13 protein-coding genes and 1 pseudogene are annotated in these 17,826 nt (G+C 66.7%); 7 read left to right on the forward strand and 7 right to left on the reverse strand.

The window, feature by feature from the left end; all coding sequences use genetic code 11:
• Positions 1-60 precede the first annotated feature (60 nt).
• A complete protein-coding gene (locus tag ACN28C_RS04575; RefSeq protein WP_422772335.1) occupies positions 61-3,171 on the forward strand; it encodes a discoidin domain-containing protein in 3,111 nt (1,036 codons plus the stop codon).
• A gap of 159 nt (positions 3,172-3,330) precedes the next feature.
• Here ACN28C_RS04575 and ACN28C_RS04580 read toward each other — a convergent pair whose 3' ends face one another.
• Positions 3,331-3,624 (reverse strand): hypothetical protein, encoded by a 294-nt coding sequence (locus ACN28C_RS04580; protein WP_422772336.1) that lies wholly within the window; start codon positions 3,622-3,624, stop codon positions 3,331-3,333.
• A gap of 201 nt (positions 3,625-3,825) precedes the next feature.
• Entirely contained in the window at positions 3,826-4,989 is a 1,164-nt protein-coding gene (locus ACN28C_RS04585; protein WP_422772337.1) for an amidohydrolase family protein, read from the reverse strand.
• A gap of 712 nt (positions 4,990-5,701) precedes the next feature.
• Here ACN28C_RS04585 and ACN28C_RS04590 point away from each other — a divergent pair.
• Positions 5,702-6,641: pseudogene (locus ACN28C_RS04590) on the forward strand (transposase); the annotation flags it as partial.
• Between the two features lie 830 nt (positions 6,642-7,471).
• Positions 7,472-8,803 carry a hypothetical protein gene (locus ACN28C_RS04595; RefSeq protein ID WP_422772338.1) on the forward strand — a complete coding sequence of 444 codons (1,332 nt, stop codon included), beginning with the start codon at positions 7,472-7,474 and terminating at the stop codon, positions 8,801-8,803.
• Between the two features lie 118 nt (positions 8,804-8,921).
• Here ACN28C_RS04595 and ACN28C_RS04600 read toward each other — a convergent pair whose 3' ends face one another.
• On the reverse strand, positions 8,922-9,623 hold the full coding sequence (locus ACN28C_RS04600; RefSeq protein ID WP_422772339.1) for a restriction endonuclease subunit S: 702 nt from the start codon (positions 9,621-9,623) through the stop codon (positions 8,922-8,924).
• A 148-nt stretch (positions 9,624-9,771) separates the two neighbouring features.
• Between ACN28C_RS04600 and ACN28C_RS04605 the strand changes: the two genes are divergently transcribed.
• Together ACN28C_RS04605 and ACN28C_RS04610 are read left to right on the forward strand one after the other, a co-directional pair.
• The gene (locus ACN28C_RS04605) at positions 9,772-10,752 is read left to right on the forward strand and encodes a hypothetical protein (protein ID WP_278065309.1); all 981 of its coding nucleotides are present in this window, start codon (positions 9,772-9,774) and stop codon (positions 10,750-10,752) included.
• Between the two features lie 192 nt (positions 10,753-10,944).
• The gene (locus ACN28C_RS04610; RefSeq protein WP_347404831.1) at positions 10,945-11,427 is read left to right on the forward strand and encodes an NUDIX hydrolase; all 483 of its coding nucleotides are present in this window, start codon (positions 10,945-10,947) and stop codon (positions 11,425-11,427) included.
• A 52-nt stretch (positions 11,428-11,479) separates the two neighbouring features.
• Here the strand turns inward: ACN28C_RS04610 and ACN28C_RS04615 are convergent, their stop codons facing one another.
• Positions 11,480-12,694 carry an acyl-CoA dehydrogenase family protein gene (locus ACN28C_RS04615; protein ID WP_422772340.1) on the reverse strand — a complete coding sequence of 405 codons (1,215 nt, stop codon included), beginning with the start codon at positions 12,692-12,694 and terminating at the stop codon, positions 11,480-11,482.
• On the reverse strand, positions 12,691-13,476 hold the full coding sequence (locus ACN28C_RS04620; RefSeq protein ID WP_422772341.1) for a DapH/DapD/GlmU-related protein: 786 nt from the start codon (positions 13,474-13,476) through the stop codon (positions 12,691-12,693). Before ACN28C_RS04620 ends, ACN28C_RS04615 begins: the two co-directional genes overlap by 4 nt.
• A gap of 153 nt (positions 13,477-13,629) precedes the next feature.
• Between ACN28C_RS04620 and ACN28C_RS04625 the strand changes: the two genes are divergently transcribed.
• Together ACN28C_RS04625 and ACN28C_RS04630 are read left to right on the forward strand one after the other, a co-directional pair.
• Entirely contained in the window at positions 13,630-13,857 is a 228-nt protein-coding gene (locus ACN28C_RS04625) for a hypothetical protein (RefSeq protein WP_422772342.1), read from the forward strand.
• A 248-nt stretch (positions 13,858-14,105) separates the two neighbouring features.
• A complete protein-coding gene (locus tag ACN28C_RS04630; RefSeq protein ID WP_422772343.1) occupies positions 14,106-15,548 on the forward strand; it encodes a tyrosine-type recombinase/integrase in 1,443 nt (480 codons plus the stop codon).
• 130 nt (positions 15,549-15,678) lie between these two features.
• Here the strand turns inward: ACN28C_RS04630 and ACN28C_RS04635 are convergent, their stop codons facing one another.
• Together ACN28C_RS04635 and ACN28C_RS04640 are read right to left on the reverse strand one after the other, a co-directional pair.
• Positions 15,679-16,974: a tyrosine-type recombinase/integrase gene (locus ACN28C_RS04635; protein ID WP_422772344.1), complete on the reverse strand. Its 1,296-nt coding sequence runs from the start codon at positions 16,972-16,974 to the stop codon at positions 15,679-15,681.
• Between the two features lie 350 nt (positions 16,975-17,324).
• On the reverse strand, positions 17,325-17,816 hold the full coding sequence (locus ACN28C_RS04640; RefSeq protein WP_422772345.1) for a S1 RNA-binding domain-containing protein: 492 nt from the start codon (positions 17,814-17,816) through the stop codon (positions 17,325-17,327).
• Between the last annotated feature and the right edge of the window lie 10 nt (positions 17,817-17,826).

The raw sequence follows: 17,826 nt of genomic DNA on the forward strand, positions 1-17,826 counted from the left end.
AAACGCACGCGCGCCGACCACCCGTCCCCAGCGAACCGCTGACACGCACCAGGAGTCCCCATGACCCCCTCCGCTGTTCCCCGCCTGTCGCCGCCGTCGGGCACAGGACCGGTCAGAGCCAGAGCCAGAGCCAGGACCGCGATCCTCGCCGTACTCGTCCTGCTGCTCGGGTCGTACGCCGCCCTGACGGTCGACGAGGCCCGAGCCGCGGGCGCACTGCTGTCCCAGGGCAGGCCGGTCACCGCGTCGTCGACCGAGAGCGCCGGCACGCCGGCGAGCGCGGCCGTGGACGGTGATATCGGCACCCGCTGGTCCTCCGCCTTCCGCGACGCGGAGTGGATCTACGTCGATCTGGGTGCGAGCGCCGCCATCGACCAGGTGATCCTGAACTGGGAGGCGGCCTACGCGACCGGATTCCAGATCCAGACATCGGCCAATGCGACGAGCTGGAGCACGATCTACAGCACGACCACCGGCACCGGCGGGGTGCAGACGCTCGCCGTGAACGGCACCGGCCGGTACGTGCGGATGAACGGCACGGCGCGGGCCACGGGCTACGGCTACTCGCTCTGGGAGTTCCAGGTCTTCGGCACGACGGGGACCACCCCACCGCCGACCGGCGCGCCGATCTCCGAGTTCAAGCCCGTCACGGCCTCCAGCTGGGAAGGCGGCAACGCTCCGGCCGCCGCGCTCGACGGACGCACCACCACGCGCTGGTCGAGCCAGTTCAGCGACCCGCAGTGGATCCAGGTCGACCTCGGCGGCACCGCCACGGTCACCCGCGTCGTGCTCAACTGGGAATCGGCGTACGCGACGGCGTACCGCATCGAGACATCGTCCAACGGCACCGCCTGGACCACCATCTACTCGACGTCGGCCGGCACCGGCGGCGTGCAGACGCTCGCCGTCAGCGGTACCGGGCGGTTCGTCCGGCTGACCGGCACCGCGCGGGCGACCGGCTACGGCTACTCGCTCTGGGAGTTCCAGGTCTTCGGCACGGTCGACACCGGCGCCACCACGCCGCCCCTGCTCTCCGGACCGACCAGACCGCCGGCGACCACCGGTCAGTTCGCCCTCGCCGCACCGGCCGACGGCGCGATGGTGACCACCACCCGGCGCCCGGCCCTGTCCTGGGCCGCGGTCGGCGGCGCGGCGCGGTACCAGGTCTGGATCAACATCAGCCGCACCGACTACGACTTCGCCCAGCCGGGAAACCTCATCGACCTTTACACCAAGGTCGCCGAGCCGACCGGCACCAGCTACACACCCAGCTGGGATCTCCCCGACCGCTGGACCTACAAATGGTATGTCGTCGCGGTCGGCGGATCGGGCACGATCAGCACCTCGAACATCCGCCGGTTCAGCGTCTACCTGCCCGACATCGAGACCGTCGCCGATGGCGTCGGCATCGTCAACGGCGCCCGCGACCTCAACCGGAACGGCTCGGTCGAGCCGTACGAGGACTGGCGGCAGCCCGTCGAGGCCCGGGTCAACGACCTCCTCTCCCGGATGACGGCCGAGGAGAAGGCGTACCAGATGTTCTACAACGCCCAGGCGTTCCCGCGCTCGGGCTGGCACTTCGGCCCGGCCCAGGCGCAGGACCTGCACAACATGCTGCTCGCGTCCTCCGGCACCCGGCTGGGCATCCCGTTCGTCTCCGCCGGGGACACCATCCACGGATACGAGACGACCTGGCCGACGCAGAGCGCACTTGCCGCCGCCAGGGACTACCCACTGGACTACCGGCTCGGCGACCTCCAGCGGCGCGAGCAGCTGGAGGTGGGCACCCGGGGCGTGCTCGGCCCGCTGGCGGAGGTCGGCACGAAGGTGATCTACCCGCGCATCCAGGAGGGCAACGGCGAGAACGCGGACGTCGCCGCCGCCCAGGTGCGGGCGCTGGTCGCCGGCCTGCAGGGCGGCCCCGAGCTCAACCCGCGGTCGGTGCTGGCGACGGTCAAGCACTGGCCCGGCGAGGGCGCGGGCGGCGAGGCGCTCATCGTCTTCGACGAGGTCACCATCAAGTACCACATGATCCCGTTCCGGGCGGCGATGGAAGCCGGCGCGGTCAACATCATGCCCGGATACGCTGGAAGCTCCTACCTCGATCCCGGCGGTCCCGGCGCCGGTGACAGCGCGAAGATCCTCGCCTACCTGCGCCAGAACCTGGGATTCACCGGCCTGATCACCACTGACTGGCTGCCGTCGGGCTCCTGGGTCGGCGCGGCCAGAGCCGGCTCCGACGTGATGGGTGGCGCCGACCCGGGTGCGGCGGGCTTCTCCATCGCGACCTTCACCGCCAACGTGCCCGCCGCGCGCATCGATGACGCGGTGCGCCGGATCCTGCGGCTGAAGTTCCAGCTCGGTATCTTCGAGACGCCGTACGGCGACCCGGTCAACGGTCCCTACCGGTTCCATCAGCCGGGGTACACACAGTTGATCAACCAGGCGGCGCGCAAGTCGATGACGCTGCTGAAGAACAGCGGCGTGCTGCCGATCCGGCTCAACCCGGGCGACAACATCGTGGTCGCCGGCCCCCGCGCCACGGACGGCGGCTCCTGCTGCGTCTGGACCAGCTACTTCCACGAGCAGTACGGATCGAAGACCATCCTCGACGCGATCCGGGCCCGTGCCGCGACGGCCGGAGTCAACGTGCACCAGGGCACCGGTCCGAACCCGAAACTCGCGGTCGTGGCCGTGGGCGAGGGCTCGTACACCCACGGCACGCAGTGGGTGAAGGAACAGCCGTACCTGCCGCCGGACCAGCTTGCCCTGATCCAGAACTTCCAGCGGCAGGGCGTCCCGGTCGTCGTCGCCCTGGTGCTGCCCAGGCCGTACGTGATCACCGAGTGGCACGATCTGGCCAGTGCGATCGTGGTTACCTATCGCGGCGGCGAGGAGATGGGTCCGGCGCTGGCGAGCCTGCTCTTCGGCGACTACGCGCCGAGTGGCAAGCTGCCCTGGCAACTGCCGCGCAGCCTCGACCAGGTGCTGCGGCCGGGCGGCACCGACATTCCGGCCGACACGATGGAGCACTGGGACCTGCCGTACGACCTCGGCGCCACGACGGCGGAGCGGACCGAGATCCGTAACCGCATCAACGCCGGACAGGCGGTGCCGACGAACTACGGCAACCCGCTCTACCCGTACGGCGCGGGCCGGACCGGATTCTGACGGCGACGATGTCCGTGAGCACCTCCCGCCGGGGTCTGACCCGGTTCCTGACCGACTTCGGTCCTGAACGGGGTCTGTCAGCCTCGGTCGGGAGGTGCTCGTGCCCCATCGGACCCGGCGTGGTGAGGTCATAGGGAGCCGGGCGAGGACGGTCAGCCGTCAGTCGGATACTTCCGGCGGCGCGTGCCGAGTAGCCGGCGTCGAGTTGGGTGGTGGCGCGGTCATCCGTACTGGCGGCCGCTGCTCCGGGGACCGGGCGCGATCGGTGAGGATGCCGCTCATCTGGAGCCTGCCGCCGATCCGACGGGCTACCACCGCCACCGCGGATTGTCTCCGGTCCGCCGTCACGGTCCACGAACCAGCACGGTCGTCCCAGACCCAGTGCGGCTTGCCGCGGCGGACCTCGTCGATGCCCAGCACCGCGACCGGCTCCGGCTCGGCCGACAGCACCATGCTGCCCGCCCGCCAACAGCGTCGGCACTGGCCCGACGGCCCACGATCTCGCCCGGCAGGTGAACATGTGGTCCCGCGCACGAGCCACTGATCCCATTGGTGTGTGAGGTCACGCCACCATACCCGCTACTTCGGCTATAAGGGTGCGGCCAAAGTCACCGCTGTTGAACAAGCGGGATACCTCGGTCGGGCCCCGATGCGTCAGACCTTAATGCCGAACAGATTTTCGGCATTTCGGAACGCAATCTTTTCCTTGTCCTCACGCGGAAGATCGACTGCTCGGAACCAGTCGGTCCCTTCTTTGATGCTTGCGAAGGGATAGTCGGTTGCGAACATCACTCGATCTACGCTGATGTATTTCAGCAAGAGATGGAGCAGATTATCCTGGAAGAACGCGCTGGTTGTGAACCAGAAGTTGTCCTGGAAGTATTGCCCGAAGGGCTTCTCGAGCGAGTCTTCGGTCGGCTCGCCCATGTCTCCGACGATCCGCTCGTAGTAGAAGGGAAGACCTTCGCCCATGTGGCCGATGATGACTTTCAGTTTGGGGAATCTGTCGAAAACCCCGTACGCGATCATCCGAATGCATTGGGTTAGCACCTCCTGGTGCCAGCCATATCCGGACCCGCTGAAAATGTAGTCTTGGTACTCTTCCGTGTATTTAGACCGTGTGGTGCTGTAGTAGATTTGGAAGATCTCGTCAGCCGGATAGCCGGGATGCAGGTAGATCGGCACATCTAGAGCTTCGGCGCGTGCCAGCACAGGCTCGAAATCGGGATGATCGAGATACTTCTTCGCGATGTGTCCGTTGGTCAGTGCACCCAAGAAGCCGTCTTGCTTAACCGAGCGTTCCAGTTCGTCTGCCGCCGCCTCCGGGCTCTGCAAGGGCAGGGTGGCGAAAGCATGGAAGCGGCCCGGGTAACTGGCGATTGGCCCGTCTACGAGTTGTCGGTTAAGACGATAGGCAAGGTCGATTCCCCTTTGCCCAGGGACGTTTTGTACGGACGGAGTATGAGCAGAGAGGATTTGAACATTGAGACCCCCCTCGTCCATGTCGCCGATGCGGCGTTCGCCCAGATCCGAAAGACCAATCTCCTCAAGGAACGCTATGTGATCCTCATTGATGGAGTTCAGCTTCAACAACGTGGGAGTCGAAAAGGTTTCCTCCGTGCCGACGAACTTCAGGTCTTGGTCACGAAGCGAGATGTCCTTCTTACTGAGCGAGGTTTCCGAGTCCTTCTTGTCGTCGGTGCATGACGCGAGTGCCGTCGCGGACAATCCAACGCCAGCGCCGATTGCAGCCGCGCGAGTGATAAAGCTGCGGCGCCCAATCAACGGTTTCGCTGTGCCTTCTTCGAACGGTCTCATGCCATGTACTCCTTTTGCTGTTTTGTGTAATGCGGGTCGGTGAGTTCGTGGAACAGGCCGAGGAGTTCGTCGTCAAGGGTCATGACAGCTCCGTGCGGAGTTTGACGGTGCGCGGCCGTGGCGCGACATGGCCGGACCGTTGCTGGCCAGAGGTCACGTGGTGGCGAGTGCTTTCAGGACATGTCCCTAATAGTTGGGGGATGCCCTTTCACTGTGAACGGGAACGCACGGGTCGCCATCCGCCGGCGGGAGGCAGTCGGTACTCCTCCGCGAGGATCTGGGGCCGAACCGAACCTGATATTGTTGTGCCTCGAGCGCTCTCAGGGGACGTCTTATAACGTAGTTGTGTGTTATGTGGTTTTGGACGTATCCCCAGGTTGGTGGTGGTTTCGCCCACAGGCGACGACAGCAGCGAACGCTGTCACCAGCGTCATGGCGCCGGTTGCGACTTCCACCGTGGACTGTCAGGTATCTTCATAGCCTGAACGCTAGGACCTATTCCGTCGTGTCTCGTCATACCGCGGTCGTCAATCTCGGGAGGGAGGCGGTACCGCGGTACTACTTCACCTTCACCGCGCGCACGTCCAGCAATCGTCGTCTCAGATTCGCTCGGTATGAAACCGGGTGTTTCACGAGTGGTGATCCATATGGCGGGCGGAGATGACAGAAGTGCCTTCTGAACTGGGACGATGGGGCTTGTCGAAGGCTTCACATCACCGGAACGGAAGGCACTTTCCGCGCGCAGACTACCTGGTCGCGTCCGGAGTTGACGGTCAGCACCGACGGCACGGGCGTGGTCGCCCACGCCGGTACCCGACTGCTGGCCGACCTGGCCGATGCCACCGGACTGACCCGCTCGGTCAGCGACGCTCTGGCCGGGTTACGGCGTCGGGAGACGGGTCATGACCGGGTCATGACCCGGGCCGCGTGCCGTGGACCTGGCGGTGATGCTCGCCGACGGCGGCGAGCGATCAGCGACCTCGCGATACTCCGCGACCAGCGGCTACCACCCGTTGTTCGGATTCCTCGACAACACCGGAGAAGCCCTCGCCGGCCTGCTGCGGGCGGGTGACGCCGCGAACACCGCCGCGGATCACATCACCGTGCTGGACGCCTGCCCGGCGCAGATCCCCGAGCCGCAGCGGTACGGCACCCCGATCCTCATCCGGGCCGACACCGCTGGCTGCACCAAGGAATTCCTGGCCCACATCCGCGGCCTGCGTGAGCACGGCACGACACCCGGTTCTCCATCGGCGCGGCGATCACCGCGCCGCTACGCGAACGGCTGGCGTGGCTGGTCGACCAGCCACAGATGTGGATCCCCGCCCTGGACACCAACGCCGGCCTGCGGGAACACGCCGAGATCTGCGAGATCACGCATCTGGTCGACCTCACCTCGTATCCGCCCGGCACCCGCATGATCGTCCGGCGGGAACGACCTCACCCCGGCGCACAACTGTCCCTGTTCGACGAGGCCACCGGCTGGCGGCACCAGGTCTCCGTCACCGACACCTCACCCGGCCACACCCCGATCCAGCACCTCGAGATCCGCCACCGCGCCCACGCCCGCGTCGAAAGACCGCATCAGGTGCGGCAAGAACACCGGCTTCGGCAGATTCCCGGCCCGGATCTTCGCCGTCAACGCCGCCTGGCGGCGACAACAGGGACTGTAGAACGAACGTTCGACAGGAACCCGCGTTGCGCAGCCACGGCTGAACTCATTCGGAGGGCAGCACGGGACCGCCGCGCGGCCATCAAGCGCACCGCCCGCAAGGCCGCCAGGACCGCGAAGAAATCAGAAGCCCCAGCCAACCGTATCGAGCGGGAGGACGACAGAATCCCAGGTCAGAAGCATGATGAGCTCTAGGTGACCACGGAGAGTAGTGACACTGCCGTAATACAGCCATGACAACGAGTGTCCACGCGCTACTGACGATTGAGGCTCCTGGTCTGCGTTTCCGCAGGTCAGAAGCCCCTTGATCTTGCGCGCCCGAAGGGATTCGAACCCCTAACCTTCTGATCCGTAGTCCGATCCATCGGTGAATCGACAAGTTGTACAGCCCAGTCCAACCGCGTCCCACCCAGTCCGACCGGGTCCCCGCAGGTACGGGATTCAAGCGACACTTACCGATGTCATGAATGGCGTCTAAATCCATACCAGTTCCAATGAATCCGTGCCAGTACCCCGACGTCCGAGCACCCACCGAGCACCCACGGGCCCTCACAACCTCCGCCGGACCACATCGCCCGATGGTCTTGCCTCGATGTGGTGGTGTATTGCGGCGAGCCGCGGCAGACGGGAAGGCCAATCGATCTCCGCCCGAGGTAGCGCTTCGGCGCCGATGGGCACGCTGAGACCGCGAACTCCGAGGAGCGCCGGCAAGATCGAGTGGGAAGTCGATAGCCACACGGGGTGTCTCACGCGATCTTGACCGTGAGGCGAATAGCCTGAGTCATCGATGCCGCACGGAAGGCCGCTGGCGTGACAGAACGGGCGTTGATTACCAAGGCCGCATTGCGCAAGTTACCGGCCAAGGCAGACGACGGAACTCCGTACTGCATGGATTGCCGCAGGTTCGGTGAGCTCCATCGGATGGTCGCCAGCGGCGTCACGAAGCATCTCCAGTGCGAAGCGTGGTCCGTGCCGACATATACGGAGTCGGACCGGCTGACTCACGAAGACATGATGGCCGGCGAACCGTGTCCCGGTTGCGGCGAGGAACTCATCTCGCTCGGTGAGTCGCCCTCGTGGACCGGCAAGGGCACGATGTATCTGAGCGTCGAGGAGCAGGCCGCCCGTACGGCTGCGGAGCAGGCTTTCAAGCAGCGGCACCCCTACTGCCACGCCGGGCGATGGAGTATGGCGGGCAGCGCGGTCAACCATTGCGGACGATGCTGTCCACCGCCTCCGATGAGCCCCGACCAGATCCGCCGAATCTCGGAGATCCTTCAGGGCAGTGCGGAGGAACGGGTACGAAAGGCGCGGCGCGAAGGCACAACGTACGAGCACCACGAGTCGGAGCGGCGGCTGCCTGGCCGAGCCCGGCCCGTCGCTGTGGTGCTACGCGAATACAACGAACGCCGCGCCGAGGCCCTGGCAGCCGTGAAGAGAGAAGATCGTACGTTGATTCGGTCGTCGTTTCCGGATGCGGAGCTGATGTTCCGGTGGCGGATGCAGCTCGGCTGCGGCGACATCATCGAGATCCTGACACTCGGCGACGAGCGGCCACCGACGGACATGACATGGTCGTGGGGCGGTAGCCCGCTGCATAAAGGGGCTTACACCTGCACCACTCACCGGACCCCCGAGACGCCCTACCGGGCGGTGAGCCACTATCTGACCCGGTCCACGCTGGATCTCGAAGGCGACAAGGGCCTGCGGCGCGAACCCGAGACGGTCGGCTACTGGACCGTGAAGCTGGAATGCGGACACCTCGACCACCAGATCACGCCGCTGAATTGGAAGCCAGCGGACGGCCATCGGCAGACGGAACCGAACGATCCCGACGCTGTCGCGCAGCGCAAGGCTCGGATGGAGCAGATTAAAGAGCATCTCGGCGTAGCCGACTACGCGCAGGCCATCCGCCGGATCGAGCAGGGTCACCTCGAGCCGGACCCGATGACGACATGCTGGACCTGCCAATACGAGCAACCCATCGTCGCCTTCCAGCGAGTGGGTTGGCTGGTGCCACCGACTCCCGTTAAGGGCAGATCAGGAGCGGACACAGCGGTCGCTCCCCGGCCGACCCGTGTACAGCTGGAGAAGCGCGTAGCCGACCTCGAAGCGGAGATCGCCCGCATGAAGCAGCAGTAGTCCAAGCCCTGCGGCCCTCTGATCCCGCCCGAAATCACCCTCCTGCCGCTGATTATCCGGATTGACCGCGACGACCGGCGCCCTCACAACGTGATCATCGTCGTGTGTGATCCCTGAGCTACGCCCGGAACGTCATCTCGTTCGCGACCATCTGCGGAACCACCTGTTGGTACAGCTGCCGGGTCAACCCCGCGACCCTTTCGGGGGCTTCGATCTTGTTCCGGAACGCCTGCGCCACCTCGGCGATCTCCCGTTGGATGTCCATCGGGGGCAGGGCGATGGGCAGGTTTCTGAGGCTGCCTTGGGTCAGGCTGGGCTGGACTCCCTGTTTGACCTGCTGACCAAGGAATTCCAGGACCGTCGGGTGCATCAGGTAGCAGTGTAGATAGAACGGTAGGAGCACCCCTCTCGCGGGCTTCGTGACCTGGATCCGGATCGTGGATCCGCCCATGAGCATTCCGGCTTCCCGTTCCCCGATGATGACGTGATTGACCCTCCCACTGAGCCGGGCCAGCAGAACGTCGCCGACGGCGAGTTCGGCCTCCGCACCGCCTCCGAGCTGATCCTGGTTCTCGGAGCGTCGGACACCCTGCCGTCGCCGATGTCGACGGTGTTGATGACCGCGATGCCTTCGGCATCGCGGTCGCCGGCATTGAGGTCGGAGCCGCTGGGGCCGCCGTGGATGAGGCAGAGGTCGCCGAGGCGACGGTGCGTCCAGCTGTCGGGGGTGGGACTGATCAGGGGTTCCATGGCTGCAACCGATCGAGTAGGTGATCCAGGTGGAGGTCCGCGGCAGTGGGTGCCGACCGCTGGAAGCCATCACGATCTACCGGGGAATCCGGGAGGCGGACCTCGAAGCCGCACCTCGGTCGCGTCCGTAGTCCACTCTGACGGTTTCGTTGCATTACGGGCGCGGGCAGCGCAAAATCGAGTGGGACCATCTGGGGGACTTCTGTCACTATGGCCGCATGCGGGTCATGATGGACACCAATCTTTGGTCTTCGGTCGGAGACGAAGGAGTAGCTAGATCGTTCGATAAGATGGTGACTGCACGGGGCCTCGAGGTTGTTGTTCCTCCAAGTACGCTGCTAGAAGTCATTCGGCTGCCAGTGCCGCATGTTCGGCAGCGAATCATCGAGGCAATGGCAATGGGTCCGCGTCGACGGCTTGCCACGGAGGCGCAGTCCGAATCGGCAGAGGTGATCAATGAAGTTCGTCGGGTCCGACCGGGGTGGATTCGCTCAATGCCGGATACCGGCAGAGTGGCATCCCTGAATACATTTTGGACCAAACAGATCTGGCGGCGGGCACTGCAGGACTCGCAGCCGTTGCACGAGTCCCAGATGCGCCAGCGTCCACGGAGCGAGTACCTTGTGCGGCGCCAGCGGGATCAGCGAGCCGAGATGCTCAAGTCCAAATTCGGAGTTCGGCCGCTTACCGCGATCCTCGCCACGCCCATTCCGGAGGCGCCAGACTGGTATCTTGACGGGTGGTCCGGCGAGCCGGTTGAGATGTGGCGGCTCGAGTGTCGCGACCTGTACTGGCGCGAGCTCGCGACGCTCGGTGGCCGGGCCTTCCTGACGGGGGAGGACGCGACTTTTGCCGACTGGATCGGCGCCTACGTCGACCTGTCGAAGTTGCGTTCCGACCGTGCCGATTTCACCAGATTTTGGGTCAGTGACGTTGTCATAGAAGAAATGAAGCGAAACTGGATCAGGTGGGCGATCCGGCTTGCTCAGGCCGCCCTTAAGATCACCGCCGGCAATCCTGCTGACGAGCAGCACAGCTCATATCTTGTTGAATGTGATCTTTTCCTTTCTGCCGATGCGAGATACGTGTCGACCTTGGAACTACTACGTGCGGACGCGCCGTTCTCGGTTGCTGAGTCCCGGCTGGTCAGCGGCGACCGCAGCATTGCTGTCCTTGACCGGGTCGCCGCCGTGCTGTGAACGCTGTTTCCGGGAAGACTTGTGGTACGAACCTGGGCCGCGTTCGCGCAGGACGGCGTCGACCGGCGGCTGGTCGGCTGGCCGAGGTGTTTCACTTCCATGGATGCGGAACGGGTTGTCCGCGGGCGACGCTGGCCTCGTAAGACTGCCGAAGGTGCGTGGTGAGGTCGCCGGCACGGGTAGCCTGCGGTGGTGAGCACACCGTCCGGCGACTACACGGCGACGCTTCCACGAAAACGCATGGGCGCCGCAGTTCTGTTCACCGACGCTGCCAGGCGGGCTCTGCTGGTCGAGCCCGCCTACAAGGACTACTGGGAAATCGTCGGCGGGTGCGTCGACGCCGACGAGTCACCCCGGCAGGCGGCGGTCCGTGAGGTCAAGGAGGAGTTGGGCAAGTCGATCGTCCCCGGCCGGCTGCTGGTGACCGACTGGGTGCCGCCGCGGCCGGGACGCACCGAGGGTGTCATGTTCGTCTACGACGGTGGCACCCTCGACGAGCTGGGCACGGCTGACATCCAGCTGCCGCCGGACGAGCTGCGCAGCTGGGCCTGGTGCGACCAGGATCAGATCCGGGAACGGATGTCGGAGCTGCTGGCCCGCCGGGTGATCGCCGCGCTGCGCGCCAAGGCCGAGGGCGTGATGTTCGACTTGGAGAACGGCTTTCACACGCACTGACATGCGCCGGCGGCGCGCACCTTCGTCAGGAGGGTGCGCGCCGTCTTGCTGTTCAGGCTGCCTTGTCGTAGCGGTCGGCGGCTGCGGTGCCGGGTCGGATCGGTACCACCTCGGCGACCGGTTCGGTCAGGAGGGTGACGCCGCCGGAGCGGTAGAGGCTGTCGTGGATGCCGTCGGCGTACAGCAGCCCGGTCAGGTCGGCGCGGGCCTTGGCGATCGGGTGGGCCCGCTGGAACCCGGCCGCCCCGATCAGCGGTGCCAGGTCGGCGACCGCGCGGACGGCGGTGTCGACGCCGGCGGCCTTGCCGACCCTGGCGGCGAAGTCGGCGTGCGGATGGGAGTCGGCGGCCAGGCGGCTGGTCGTGAGCGCCGCCAGCAGGGCGGCGGTGATCTCGGCGTGGGTGCGGCCGATGACCACCAGGGCGTTGTCGCGTACCCGGGGCAGCACGCCGACCCTGGTCTTGGCGGCCAGTGCGCCGGTGACCAGGGTGTGTGCCCCGGCAGCGGTGCCCAGCGCCGTCGCGGTCACCAGGGGCCGGAACCGGGCGAAGTGGCGCCGGAACACCCGGAGGCCGTCCCCGGTCCGGCCGACCAGGTCGGTCGCCGGGTCGACGGGCAGCTCGTGCAGGCGTAGCACGCCCCAGGACCAGCCGCCCAGCCCGAACGGCTCGATCACCTCCCGCTCCAGCCGTTGGGAGCCGGCGTCGACGACCGTGGCGCTGATCCGGCCGTCGGGGTCGCGGAAGAACACCACGAACCCGGCCGACTCCATCAGCCGCGACACCCAGCACTTCTCGCCGGTCAGCCGCCAGGTCCCGTCACGGCGCACGATGGCTCTGGTGGTGATCTCCTGGATGCGGGAGCCGCCGTGCCGTTCGGTCGCGGCGATCCCGACCAGTCCCCCGGCGGCCAGCAGCGCGCCCCAGCGCGTGGCGGCCTGCGGGGTGCCCTCAGCCAGGATCATCGCGCCGTGTCCGTCTCCGGTGGCGTCGCGCAGGTCCAGGTCGTGGAACCCGGCGGTGAACTGCGCGAGGGCCTGCCAGATCAGCCCGGCCCGCCCGGCCGGAGCGCGGTGGCCACGACCGGCGAGCTCACGACGCAGATCGAGCAGCCACCGCGACCAGGCGGGCGTGTCCTGCGGCGCCGGTCCGCGCCCGCACAGGCTGCCGAAGTCGCCGGCAAGACGGTGCAGCTCCTGCCAGCCGCTGTCATCGATCTCGGGCACGCTGGTGCGCAGCGGGTCGAGCCAGGTCATCGCACTGGTCACAGGGTCACCTCCCCGTGCTGGGTGGCGGGCACGCCGTAGACGATGGCGCGGGACCGCACGTCCTTGGTGACAACCGATCCGGCGCCGACCAGGGCGTGCTCACCGACGTTGACACCGGCGAGGATGACCGCGCCGGAGCCGACCTTGCAGCCGTAGGCAAAACTCGGCGGCAGCAGCGGCGGCTCGTTGTCGGGGTCCCGCCAGATCAGCTCCTTGTCGTTGATGGTCCGCACCCCCGCGCCGATGAAGGCCCGGTCCTTGATGACGGTGTCGGCGGTCAGGTGCGAGCCGGGCGAGCAGCGCACGCCGTCGCCGATGGCACAGCCGCGCTCGACGGTCAGGTTCGCCGCGAGCTGGCTGGCCGAGCCGACCTTGACGTCGGTGCGCAGCAGGGTGTTGTGGCCGATGGTGGTGTCGTCGCCGACGCTAGCTCCGGCGTAGACGGTCGCGCCGGCGCCCAGCACCACCCCGGACCCGATCGTGGTGGGCGCGCCCGCGCCCTGATAGACACGGCGCACGGCGTAGCCGTACTCCGGCTCACCCACCGTCGCCCGGTGCCCGATGCGGGTATCGCGGCCGATGCTGGTGCCGCCGTGCACCACCGTGAACGCGCCGACCGCGACCCGGTCGCCGAGCACGATCGGACGGATCGTACCGAGCATGTCGGCGGGCAGGAACACTGCCGACGGGTGGATCTGGCAGCCGTCGCCGAGCTCCGGCAGCCCGGCCCGGATCAGGTCGGTGACCGTGATCGGCACGTCCGGTGTGCTCAGGTGCATCATCGCGGGTCTCCTTGTCTTGCCCTGGTGGATACATCCAGCACACCCGCCCGCCCGACCGGATCGAAGACGTCGCCGGGCAGGGTGCAACCTGCTTGCACAACCCGCAAACATCGGTCACGCTCGAACTCCCGCCATCGTGGATGGAGGTGCCGGATGAGCACCCGGACCGCGTGGACCACGATGCCGGCCGTCGCGCAGGCGGCCAGCAACGGCGACTACGGCGCCGGGGTCGCCCGCGGGCGACTTTCCAAGCGCTGCTGGCCGCCGAACGCGACACCCCGCAGGAGGTTCGCTTCCGCCCGTGGGCGCAACAGCTCACCACCGACCTACTGGCCCGCAGCCACAGCCTCCCGGGCGTACGCGAGTTCGCCAGCCGCGTAGGCGTGGCCTGACCCGTCCCGGCGCGTGCCCACCGATCCGCTAATGCGACAGAGCCGCTTGCCTACCCCGTTGCCTCCTCCAGTCCGAATCCCGGGCCAAGACCGAATCCCGGACAACGAACTGAACTGAAGCTCTTACGCGCGCCGGACGGCTCGTAGTCGACGGAAATCGTGAACCAATCCGGAAACCGATTTTTACCCAATCTCCCTGGGTGAGGGTGTGGCCACCACCAACAAAGGGAGAAAACGATGAAAAGCCAGGGTGCGATTGTGAAGCGGTGCGGCTGCCTGGACCCAGCGACCAGGCGGACGCTGGGCAAGAGCTGCCCAAAGCTGCCGGAGCCTGACCACGGAAGCTGGTACTTCCATTGCTCCACGCGGAATCTGCTCGGACAGAACGAACGGGTACGTCGCGGTGGGTACGCGTCGGAGGCGGCCGCGCGGAAGGCCCGCGACGAACTCCTGATCCTGTCTCGTGAGCAGCAGGCCGGCCGGTCGTGGACGGTCACCCGGTGGTTGCGGTACTGGCTGTCGACCAGGACCAGGATTCGGCCGACGACCAAAATGCACTACACGCGCGATGTCGAGGGATTCCTCGTCCCCCACGTCGGACACCTGATCCTCGGCGACCTGACCTCCCGGCAGCTCAACGCGGCGTTCACGCAGATCGCCGCCACCCGCAACCGGTCCGGCCAGCCCCAGACGCCGTGCACGCTGCGGCACCTCCACACCACCCTTCGGGCCGCGCTCAACGCCGCCATCCGCGAGGGCCTGATCGTCGAAAACCCCGCCCGGCGGGTAGAACTGCCCGCCCAGGAGCGTCCCCTGGCACGGCTGTGGACCGAGAACAGGGTCGCTGAATGGGAAGCCACCGGCGAGCGGCCGTCCGTCGCGGTCTGGACACCGGTCCAGCTCGCCGCGTTCCTCGACTACGTCCGCGACGACAACCTGTTCGCCCTGTGGTGGCTGATCGCCCTACGCGGCCTGCGCCGGGGCGAAGCCGCCGGCCTGCGCTGGACCGAGATCGACCTCCACGCCCGCCAACTATCGATCGTGCGGCAACGCACCACCGCCGGCTACGACGTCCACGAAGGCCCACCCAAGTCCGCGACCAGCCGCCGCACCATAGCCCTGGACCGGCACACCGTACGGATCCTGGGTCAGCATGCCGAACGGCAACGCCGACACCGCGCCGCACGCACCGGCGCCGGGAAGGTTTGCCACGACAGTGGCTACGTCTTCACCAGCCCCTACGGTTTACCCGTCCATCCCGGCTACCTCACCCAGCGCCTCCGGCTCCTGGTCGACCGGGCCGGGCTACCGCCGATTCGGCTGCACGACCTCCGGCACGGCGCCGCGACCCTCGCCCACACCGCCGGCGCCGATCTCAAAACCATCCAGCATCAGCTCGGCCACGCCACCATCCGCATCACTGCCGACACCTACACCACCAGCCTGCCCGCCACCCAGCACAAGGCCGCCGAAGCCACCGCCCGCCTCGTCCTCAACGCCGGCAAACCCGGCGCCGAAATGCGGCGGCCCGCTGGGCGCGGAGACAGCGCAACACGGCGCCCGACGACCGCCGAGAAGACGAAGCCAGCCAGCGACACCCGCGCAGCGCAGAGGCGGTCCAAGATGAACGACCAGGTCGCGCCAAAGGGCAGAATTCGGCGGACACGCGAAAGCGGGTGACGATCTCGCCACGGACTGCCCGGGGGGACGAGGAAGATCTCTCGGCCTTTCCGGGCAGCCCTACCGACTTCGGACGCCGCAGCCGCAACTGCCCACCCACCGGGGGTGTGCGGTGACCGTGATCGTCAGGTCATGCCTGGGAGGCACCTTCCAGTGACATTCGGATCTTCACGTGGGACAACAGCAGTTCTGCGCTCGCCCGCACCGCCTCCTTGGCCATCCGCTTGAACACGTAGATGTAGGTCTCCGCAGTGGTGACCGGGCTGGCGTGGCCCATGTCGTGCTGGATCAGCTTCAAGTCCACCCCGGCCGCAGACGCCAGCCCCGCGGCCGCGTGCCGCAAGTCGTGCAACCGCACCGGCGGCAGCCCCAACTGCTTGACGAGCTTCGCGAACCGGCGGGTCAACCAGTCCGGCCGCACCGGACGCCCGTTCGCGTGGACGAAGACCCGCCCCTTCGGATCAACCCCGCCGCGCCGGCGTCGCTGCTCATGCCACAGCTCCCACAACAGCTTCACCGTGGCGTCGTCGAGCGCCAGTGTCCGCACTCCCGCCGCTGACTTGGGCGGCCCGAGGTGCTCCCGCCCACCGATGACGATGACCTGTTCCCTGATCGTCAACTCTCCCACAGCCAGGTCGATGTCCTCCCAGCGCAGGCCCGCCATCTCGCCCCGACGAGGGCCGCGCAGCGCCACCAGCCACCACAGCACGAACAACCGGTCGTCGCGCACCGCCTCAAGGAACCGCGCCAGGTTGTCCAGGTCCCACACCGCGACCCGTGGGCGCACGCCGGTCTCACGCCACACCGCCTCGTGCTCGTCATCCCAGACCACCGCATGCGGACGCGCCCCGTTCGGTAGCCGCAGATTCCGGGCAGGGTTGTGGCCGACGATGCCCTGCCGTCTCGCCTCCGACAACGCGCTGCGCAGCACGGCCCGGATCCGGCTCACGCTGCCCGGCGAGATCAGCCGGCCGCCGCGCACGACCTGGCGGCAAATCGCGTCCATGGCCCGCTGAACAATCTTCGTGCGCAGCTTGCTCAACCGAAAGCGGCCCAGGTGCGGGATCAGGTACTTCTCCACAGTGCTGCGGTAGTTGAGCACCGTCGTGGGCCGCAACCGGCCCTCCAGCTCCGACAGCCAGAAATGCAGCCAGCGTCGCACCGTCCAGGTCCGCGCTAACGCCTCCGGCCCCGGCAACTGGGACAGTTCCCAGCAGGCCCGTTCCGCCTCAGCCAGAGTGGCGAACCCGCCCCGACGGACCCGATCACGACCGCCGTCCACGCCGGGTACCTGCAGCGAGAAGTACCAGCGCCCGTGGCTGAGGTCCGCCAGCCGCTCGCAGCGTGCGCCGAACTGCTTGCCCGTCTCCTCGTCACGGCAGCCACACCGCCGATACACCCGGCCCAGCCCATCCGAGGTGCGCATCAGCACCCACCCCGGAAGCCGGATCCAACAGCAAGCAGTGCCCGCAGCACGGCCGGACAGACAAGAGCCGCCGGGACACGAGAACCGGACTTCACTACACCAAACGTCACAGTCTTCCTCAAACAGATTGAGTCCGACCACAGACCAAAGTTAGGAGTCCGAGCCCTTCGAGCACGCCTACCTGACGAACCCGCCGCGCCGCCAGACAGATCAGCAGCTCAGCGATGCCGCGCCAGTCCAAGAACGTGTGCCACAGGCGTGACTCACACGTGACTCACACGACGACAGGGAAGATAGCCGATCGGCTATCTTCCCTGGTCAGATAAGCGCGCCCGAAGGGATTCGAACCCCTAACCTTCTGATCCGTAGAGCGAGAGTTCTACCTGACGGCGGTCGAGATTTACATTTACAACCGTCACTCTAACTTCGTCGCCGACGACAGGAGCACTGCCCTTTAATTGATCGTCCGAAACACCATCGACGACTGGAACCAAGCCTGTAACCTGTCCTTCCAATGCGACGAAGGTCCCAATCGGCGTTATGCGCGTTACCCTACCATTGCAAGTAGCGCCACTATTCTGCAGCGCGAACTCTCGAAGTGGGTCGGGTTCGAGATCACGGATCGACAGCACAGCGTGGCCCTGAATGTCATCCATCCCAAGGACCATGACCAGAACCTTCTGCCCGACCCGGACAACCTGCGAAGGATGTTCGAAGGGCCGCCAGGAGAGGTTCGCGTTGTTGACTACTCCATGCTGGTCACCCAGGTCGACCAGGGCGCCGGCGTTGGTGACCTCGACGACCAATCCCTGTCGAATGTCGCCTCTTCTCAGAGTTCTCATCCCATCCCCT

Source organism: Plantactinospora sp. WMMC1484 (assembly GCF_049315195.1).
GTDB lineage: Bacteria > Actinomycetota > Actinomycetes > Mycobacteriales > Micromonosporaceae > Plantactinospora.